This is a genomic window from Mesorhizobium sp. WSM4846, assembly GCF_055811415.1.
This window is the reverse complement of record NZ_JBVVPZ010000010.1, coordinates 143,013-149,512: the sequence shown is the minus strand read 5'-3', so window position 1 is coordinate 149,512 and position 6,500 is coordinate 143,013. Positions and strand designations below refer to the sequence as shown.

Annotated in this window: 6 protein-coding genes; 3 read left to right on the top strand and 3 right to left on the bottom strand. The window is 59.2% G+C overall.

Annotated elements, in window-relative coordinates; genetic code table 11:
* Positions 1-1,416 precede the first annotated feature (1,416 nt).
* The 3 genes from AC0L15_RS12110 to AC0L15_RS12100 all read left to right on the top strand — a co-directional run bounded on the left by AC0L15_RS12110 (position 1,417) and on the right by AC0L15_RS12100 (position 3,331).
* Positions 1,417-1,632, top strand: coding sequence for a hypothetical protein (locus AC0L15_RS12110; RefSeq protein WP_473496380.1), 216 nt, complete (start codon positions 1,417-1,419; stop codon positions 1,630-1,632).
* An 89-nt stretch (positions 1,633-1,721) separates the two neighbouring features.
* A complete protein-coding gene (locus AC0L15_RS12105) occupies positions 1,722-2,897 on the top strand; it encodes a COG3904 family protein (protein WP_473496379.1) in 1,176 nt (391 codons plus the stop codon).
* Positions 2,898-2,932: 35 nt separating this feature from the next.
* Positions 2,933-3,331, top strand: coding sequence for a KTSC domain-containing protein (locus AC0L15_RS12100; protein WP_473496378.1), 399 nt, complete (start codon positions 2,933-2,935; stop codon positions 3,329-3,331).
* Positions 3,332-3,999: 668 nt separating this feature from the next.
* Here AC0L15_RS12100 and AC0L15_RS12095 read toward each other — a convergent pair.
* From AC0L15_RS12095 to AC0L15_RS12085, 3 genes are all read right to left on the bottom strand, one after another.
* Entirely contained in the window at positions 4,000-4,707 is a 708-nt protein-coding gene (locus AC0L15_RS12095) for a TIR domain-containing protein (protein ID WP_473496377.1), read from the bottom strand.
* Positions 4,708-4,754: 47 nt separating this feature from the next.
* Entirely contained in the window at positions 4,755-5,705 is a 951-nt protein-coding gene (locus tag AC0L15_RS12090) for an IS481 family transposase (RefSeq protein WP_473496376.1), read from the bottom strand.
* Positions 5,706-5,899: 194 nt separating this feature from the next.
* Complete coding sequence (locus AC0L15_RS12085) at positions 5,900-6,196, bottom strand: hypothetical protein (RefSeq protein ID WP_473496375.1); 297 nt, start codon at positions 6,194-6,196, stop codon at positions 5,900-5,902.
* Positions 6,197-6,500 lie beyond the last annotated feature (304 nt).

Here is a 6,500-nt window from a genome sequence, read left to right as displayed (position 1 = left end):
CAGTCGGAAATACCTATACCTACATGGGCGTCTACAATGAATACTTCGAAAAGTTACTGTTTATGGACGGACACTAGACTAGGGCGTATCGGGCGCGAGCGTCTGCCAATGTCCGCAATTGATCTGAAACCGCCATATCAGCAACTATTCTAGTGGCGGTTTTTGATGAGACCAGCGCTGCCGTTTCGACCGTAACGAGGTCGGGAGCGGTACGGCAGCTATCCCATGATCGCTCGCCAGAACCAGCCACTCCGCTCCCGGCCCCTGACTGGTCGTTCAACTTGGTCGGCAGAGTAACCGATTCAAACACATTCCCCTGACCGATGCTTGCCAATCGGTAATCTTGATTATTGATCTAAAGTCTCGATCAAGAAAAGAAACCGAAGTGGCGCAACAGGTCATCCGAACAAGGTGGGATCGCGTCCATTGAATAGTCGACTGCATTGTTGCCAAGGCGTGCCGTGCGTTTGGGCCGTCGCAGACAAAACGCTTGCCGCCAGGTAGTGCGCAAACAGGATCGCTCTTCCGGATGAGAACGAGCCCGCGCGTGCAATCTCCGCTGCGGTCGCCGCTTGGCACGAGCCCCAGACGAAAGTTACGGCGGTCGGGAGTTTCCAGTTGGGCACCTACGGTGTCGTCTGGGCGGGGCAGGGCAGGGAGGGCGCGCTACGACCGCCCTCGGTTCCCGCGCGAGGTAGTCACCACGCTCATCGGCTGCATGGAGACTTTGGGTCTCGTCATCCGGCATCGCGGGCGGCGCGGCCAGGAGCGGTCCAGCATCTAGCCGACACCACGATGCCGTGACATGGTGGTGGACCTGAGGCTTGGCCATGGGGCGGTAGGCCGAGAGAGGCGGGGGCCGAGATCATCCTCAAAGCCTCTGCCGGGAGGGGCCGCACCAAGCTCCTCCTGGACTACGCCGATACTCCCGACACGAGAGCCATGCGGGCTGACATGCAGGCGATCAATGGCTTCCTCAACAAGGCTGACATCAAGTTGGCTGGCGGCCCGCCGCCGCTGCCCGTCTTCCTCACCTGCCGCTTCCAGATCGACCACCCAGACAAACCCCACACGTTCACCAACACGGGCGGCTATACGGCGGCTTTTGGATCAACCTTCCGAAGACCCGGCGGCATCTCCTCAGGATCAATGGCGAAGAGGTGGCGGACCTCGACTTCACCGGCATGTTCCCGCAACTGGCTTACCTTGAGGCCGGCGCGGCTCTTCCCCAGGGCAACCCATACGGGGGCATGGAGGGCCTGCCGCGAGCAGCGGCCAAGATGGGTCTGTCCGCGCTGCTCTGCCGCCGTGGGGCTGTGCGTAGGCTGCCTAGCGAGGTCCGGGAGATCATTGGCAAGGGGTGGAACGCCGACCGGCTTAGCGCGGCCTTAGAGGAGCCACCCGGCCATCGCCCCGATGTTCGGTACCGGGCTCGGCCTTAGGCTCATGTTCACCAAGAGCCGTATCCTGATCGTAGCATTGGGCATCCTCATGGGCCAGGGCATCCCGGCGCTGCCGATGCATGACGGCCTCATGTTGCCGCGCTCCAAGTCCGACCAGGCGATGATTGCGATGATCGGAGCCTCGGAAGAGATTGCCGGCGTTCCCCTGCCGGTCGCGATCAAGGCATGAACTTAAGGTTGCTATCACCAAATCTGCAACGAGGATTCGACAGTCTCGTCCGCTGGCGGTAGGCTGCCTTTTGGGGGTGTTCTGGGGTCATGTCTCGCAGCTTTTCCGTTCGCGTCCTGTTGTGTCTTGCATCGGTGCTGCTGGGAGCCACGGCGGCCCAGGCCGGATTGCAGTTCCGGGCCGGGCAAACCGATGCCGGACTCCGCTACATCGTCGTGTCAGGCGATTTCGCCTATCAGGACGACCTGTCCGTCTTCGAGACGCTGGCACGGTCCAATGCCTCAGTGGCGGTCACATTCCAGTCTCCCGGTGGCAACATCCAAAAGGCAATGGAGCTTGGTCGCCTTATTCGCAGGCTCGGCCTTAACACCGTTCAGTTCAGAGCTATCGAGTGTGCTTCTGCCTGTTCTCTGGCGTTCCTTGGTGGCGTCTTACGCTACGCCGAACCCGGTGCCATTGGTGTTCACAAATCATCGTTCAGTGGCGACATCCCGATGAGCACCGAGGATGCCGTTTCCGGTGTCCAGCAAATGACCGCCGAGATCATCACCTATATGATCGAAATGGGCGTGGACCCCGCTCTGCTTCAGCTTTCGCTGCAATATGACAGTGACGACATACGTTATCTTTCCAAGAGCGAGATGGCGAAATATAAGGTGGTTACGTTGGACTTTGAGGCAAGCCAGCCGCCGGTCGCAAGCCAGTTACCATCCCCGCAGCCATCGCCCCAGCCAGTACCGGCCCAGCCGACCATTGCCTCCTTGCCGCCGGCTTCTGAATATTCGTCACTGGCGATTCCCCAGGCCCGCACCGGTCGCATTCGGCACCCCAAGGGGACGGCTCCGCTGAAGGCTCTCGCGGATGGAAAGTCGGCCACCCTCGTTAATCTCCGCAACGGGAGCCCGGTCGCCATCCTTGGCAATGTGGGTCGCTGGTATCGGGTGCAAGCCAGTGGTCAGGTTGGCCATATGCACGACACTTGGGTCTATGTGGACCAGTATGAAAGCGGACCATTTGAGCAGCGGCACATACAGGTCAAAAGCTTCAACAACCTCGCAGATGCTTCGGCCTATGCGCGGTCTGCCTCCATCCCGCTATCCGCCTATCTTGCGACAAACGGATGGTTCGCGGTCACCCTCGAAGAGACTTTCGATCAGGTGATGGCCAAGAACCTCGCGGCGGAACTGAAAGCACGGGGCGCTATTCCTGACGACGCACACATGACTTACGGCAACACCTATGTCCGCAAAGTCTGCTGCCGTTGAGGGGAACTGCTGACGCAATTAGGAAGGGGACTAGGATGGGTAGGGCGATTCCGTTGTGGGAGAGGCTAAGGAGCGGCCCGGTTGGCCATGTTGGGGCGGTCGCGATAGCGCTGATCCTACTGGCCGGGGCTCAGGGGTCGGCCCTGGCTGAGACGGTGATCGTGAAGTATCGCGGCCCGGTGGACCTCGCCAAGTTCGAATGCACGGGGGAGCTAGATAGCAGTGTGGTCAAGCGCGTCTGCTACAACGCGGAGCATGCCTATATGCTCATCCGGCTAAAGCAGACTTGGTACCACTACTGCGAGATCGACCAAGGCACGGTGTCTGCCCTGTTGGCAGCCGGGTCAAAGGGCACCTTCTATAACGAGAACATCAAGGACGCGGCGACAGGCGGCAAGTTCGGTTGCAGGGACAAGCCGGTGCCGGAGTTCTAGTGCGCCCTTGTGTGGCATCACGGAGTGCGACGAGTTAACGCAGTGGTAGGGTTGGGGATGAGGTGGTCGCTAATATTGGGCTTTCTCTGGCTCGAATGCGGCACTGCATCCGCTAAGGAGCCTTCTGCTGTTGTGGGTCTTGGAGCTGGCACTTGCGCACAAATCACGAGATTGCACCCAGTTGATAAAACCCCTATTGGGGCTGTCATCTCTTCGTGGGCACAGGGTTACATGAGTGGCCTCAACGTTGGTCACCTAAGCAGCAAAGAGCCAATTCGAGATTTAGGGCCAGTATCCACAGCCGGGCAGTTGGCGTTTCTCTTAAACTATTGCGACGAGAAACCGCTCGACACGTTCTGGCAAGCCGTTTCCTCGCTCTACCTCGGTTTGCCCCAAGTGCAAGATAGGCGGTCGCTGACGCGTCGCTAGCAAATTTGAAATCCAACGCACCTTCGCAACCATGTGCAACCTCTACAACATCACCACGTCGTAAGAGGCCATCCGCCAGTGGACTCGCGCCTTGAGGGACATCTTGGGCAACCTTGAGCCCTCCATTGATATCCCAACCAGCCCTGCCCAGTGGTCCGCAATGCACCGGACGGGGAGCCTAAGGTGGCCAATGCTTTGGGGAATGATCTCTGTTCTAGCCGAGATTGCAACAAGGGGGACTACCATAGACGGTTTGCGTCAAAATCAAGCTTTGCAGCCTTCAACTCCGCAACAAGCTTGCTCTTCCATCCGTCGGACGCATCCAAGTCGATGTACAGGACGCCGTACAGGTCGGAAGGGATTTCGACATTACCCTTTCGAAGCAGGCATACCCTGCCACGACCAAGCTGCCCGGCGAAATAGCCGAGTTCGAAGATCACGTTCTGCCGGGCTCGCTGGTTTTGCTCTGAACCAGCCTTGGAGGTTCCAACGTCATCCGGAGTAAGGAGCACGACAGCGAAGGCCACTTCGGTGGCGACATCCTCATACTTCTCGATGATCGTTCGACCTTGATTTGGTTGTTCCTTAAGGATCACCGCTTCCAAACCAAGCCTCTCAAGGAACCTTGCGAGCCCCTGAAGTGCAGCCTCGTCGTGGCCGTGGACAATGAATACCTTGTTCGATCCCGGAATGGTCAAACGAGCCTCCCTGCCATGCCTATCCATCACGTACGATTTGTAGTCGCGCACGAACGGAATGAGGAGCTGCCGGGTCACGCCCTGAAGAGCCCCGTTGACCTTGCTTCCGAAGTGGTAGTAGGTGTGGCCGAAAGTGGCCATGAAAGCAGGTTTTTCGGCGAACCTAAGGACAAGCAGCAGCGTAAGGCCCAGCGCTTCGCCAGTGTCCTCCGGCCACTCTAAGCGGTGGCGCGGCTCTTGGCTGGCCAAAAACTTATCTAGATCAAGTCCTTCCGTGAGTTCTGCGTTCGACTGGGCTAGGTGTGGAGCCTCAACAGGTTGTCCCGATCCAGCGCGAGGCGGCTGATGGGCGGCTTGGATTTTAGACTGCCGTGCGGACGATGCCAGTTGTATCTGTGCAGCCAGATCGGCAGCTGGTGAGCGCGGTGGTCTGAGGTCGGATAGGCTTGGGCATAGGCCCATTCCCGGAGCGCCGTCTGGATGAAGCGTTCGGCTTTGCCATTGGTTTTGGGGGTGTAGGGCCGGGTGCGGATGTGCTTGAGACCGAGCTCGCGGCAGGCATAGCGGAAGGCTTTCGAGCGATAGCATGAGCCGTTGTCGGTCATCACCCGCGCAACGGTTACGCCCAGGCTGAGGTAATAGGCGACGGCGGCCTTGAGGAAGGCGACGGCGCTCTCCTTCTTCTCGTCGGGCAGGATCTGGGAGAAGCCGACGCGGGAGGCATCGTCGATTGAGACATGGACGAACTCCCAGCCGGCGGCTCGCGAACGGCCGGCCTGGCGATCGCCGGTGATGCGGTGGCCGACCCTGTCGAAGCGGCCGAGCTTCTTGATGTCGATGTGGATCAGTTCGCCCGGATGCTCGCGCTCGTAGCGGCGGATCGGTTCTGCCGGTTCGAGCGCCTGAATGCGATTGAGGCCGAGGCGCCTGAGAACCCGGCTGACGGTGGCTGGCGATACGCCCAGCTCACCGGCGATCTGCTTGCCGGTGAAGCGCTGCCGGCGCAAGGCCTCGACCTGTTCGACCACGGCCATCGGGGTCGGCCGGTGCAGCCGATGCGGCCGCGACGAGCGATCCTTCAGTCCCTCAATGCCTTCAGCCTCGAACCGCGCAACCCACTTGCGTGCCGTCCGCGGGCAGACGCCTGCGGCTCGTGCGGCGGCCTCCGGCGTCTGCCCGCTCAGCACCGCTCGTGCAAGACGCTCTCGACCCCACGACGTCAAACGGGCATTCTTGTGGACGTTCATCCGGTCCCTCCTTGGACTCTGAAGCTTTGACAACCTCAGCATCCTCGGTCCGGACCGGATGGACAACCTACTGAAAGCTCACAGCTAGGTCAGGGTTCTCCAATAGGCGACCGAGCGTTTTCAGGGGCCGTTGGTAGGTCTGGTAATTCGATGCCTGAAGGTCGAGAAGTGCGTTATTGATCTCCTTGAACAGATCACTCGCCATCGTGTTCGTCGTCCTGCTCGATCCGCGCCTCTGCCGCACGATCCAGAATGGCCTGCCTGTATTGCTCCTTCATACTATCGATCAGGGGAGCAACTATAGGGTTGGACGCATAGGGACCCAACCGCTCGTCGACCATTAATTCGACACTTTGAATAGCGGCCTCGATACTAGCCGGATCACTGGGATTGAAGCTTACCCTTCCAAGCTCACCGTCGATCTCCTTTAGCGCCTTTTGCGCCTGGTCGAGGGCCTTTGTCAGTTTATCTGAGCCCTTTATCTTAATCATCTGCGCCCCGCTCGCTTCATCATGGCCCAATATAGGTATTTGGGGCGGTCAACGCATGCTACCTGTCCCAAAATTCATCTTTATGCACTGATAATAAGGATTGAAATTCTAGATATCGCTCCGACTGACCTCCTTCGACAACACGGTCACGGCCTTTCGATGACCACAGTGAGGGAAAGAGCCGCAAAGCGGTCTTCCGCAAGCCGTCTGGCCCTAATGTCCTGCCGTTCCCGTGCGGTTGGGTTTTGCGCCTCGACATGCATGCAGTCGTTCTTGCCGCATCGTCCGCAGCTCATTTTGCAGC

Bases quoted from the DNA above. Each gene is read 5' to 3' on its own strand.
- AC0L15_RS12090 (WP_473496376.1), bottom strand. From the start codon at position 5,705: ATGAACGTCCACAAGAATGCCCGTTTGACGTCGTGGGGTCGAGAGCGT.
- AC0L15_RS12105 (WP_473496379.1), top strand. From the start codon at position 1,722: ATGTCTCGCAGCTTTTCCGTTCGCGTCCTGTTGTGTCTTGCATCGGTG.
- AC0L15_RS12085 (WP_473496375.1), bottom strand. From the start codon at position 6,196: ATGATTAAGATAAAGGGCTCAGATAAACTGACAAAGGCCCTCGACCAG.
- AC0L15_RS12110 (WP_473496380.1), top strand. From the start codon at position 1,417: ATGTTCGGTACCGGGCTCGGCCTTAGGCTCATGTTCACCAAGAGCCGT.
- AC0L15_RS12100 (WP_473496378.1), top strand. From the start codon at position 2,933: ATGGGTAGGGCGATTCCGTTGTGGGAGAGGCTAAGGAGCGGCCCGGTT.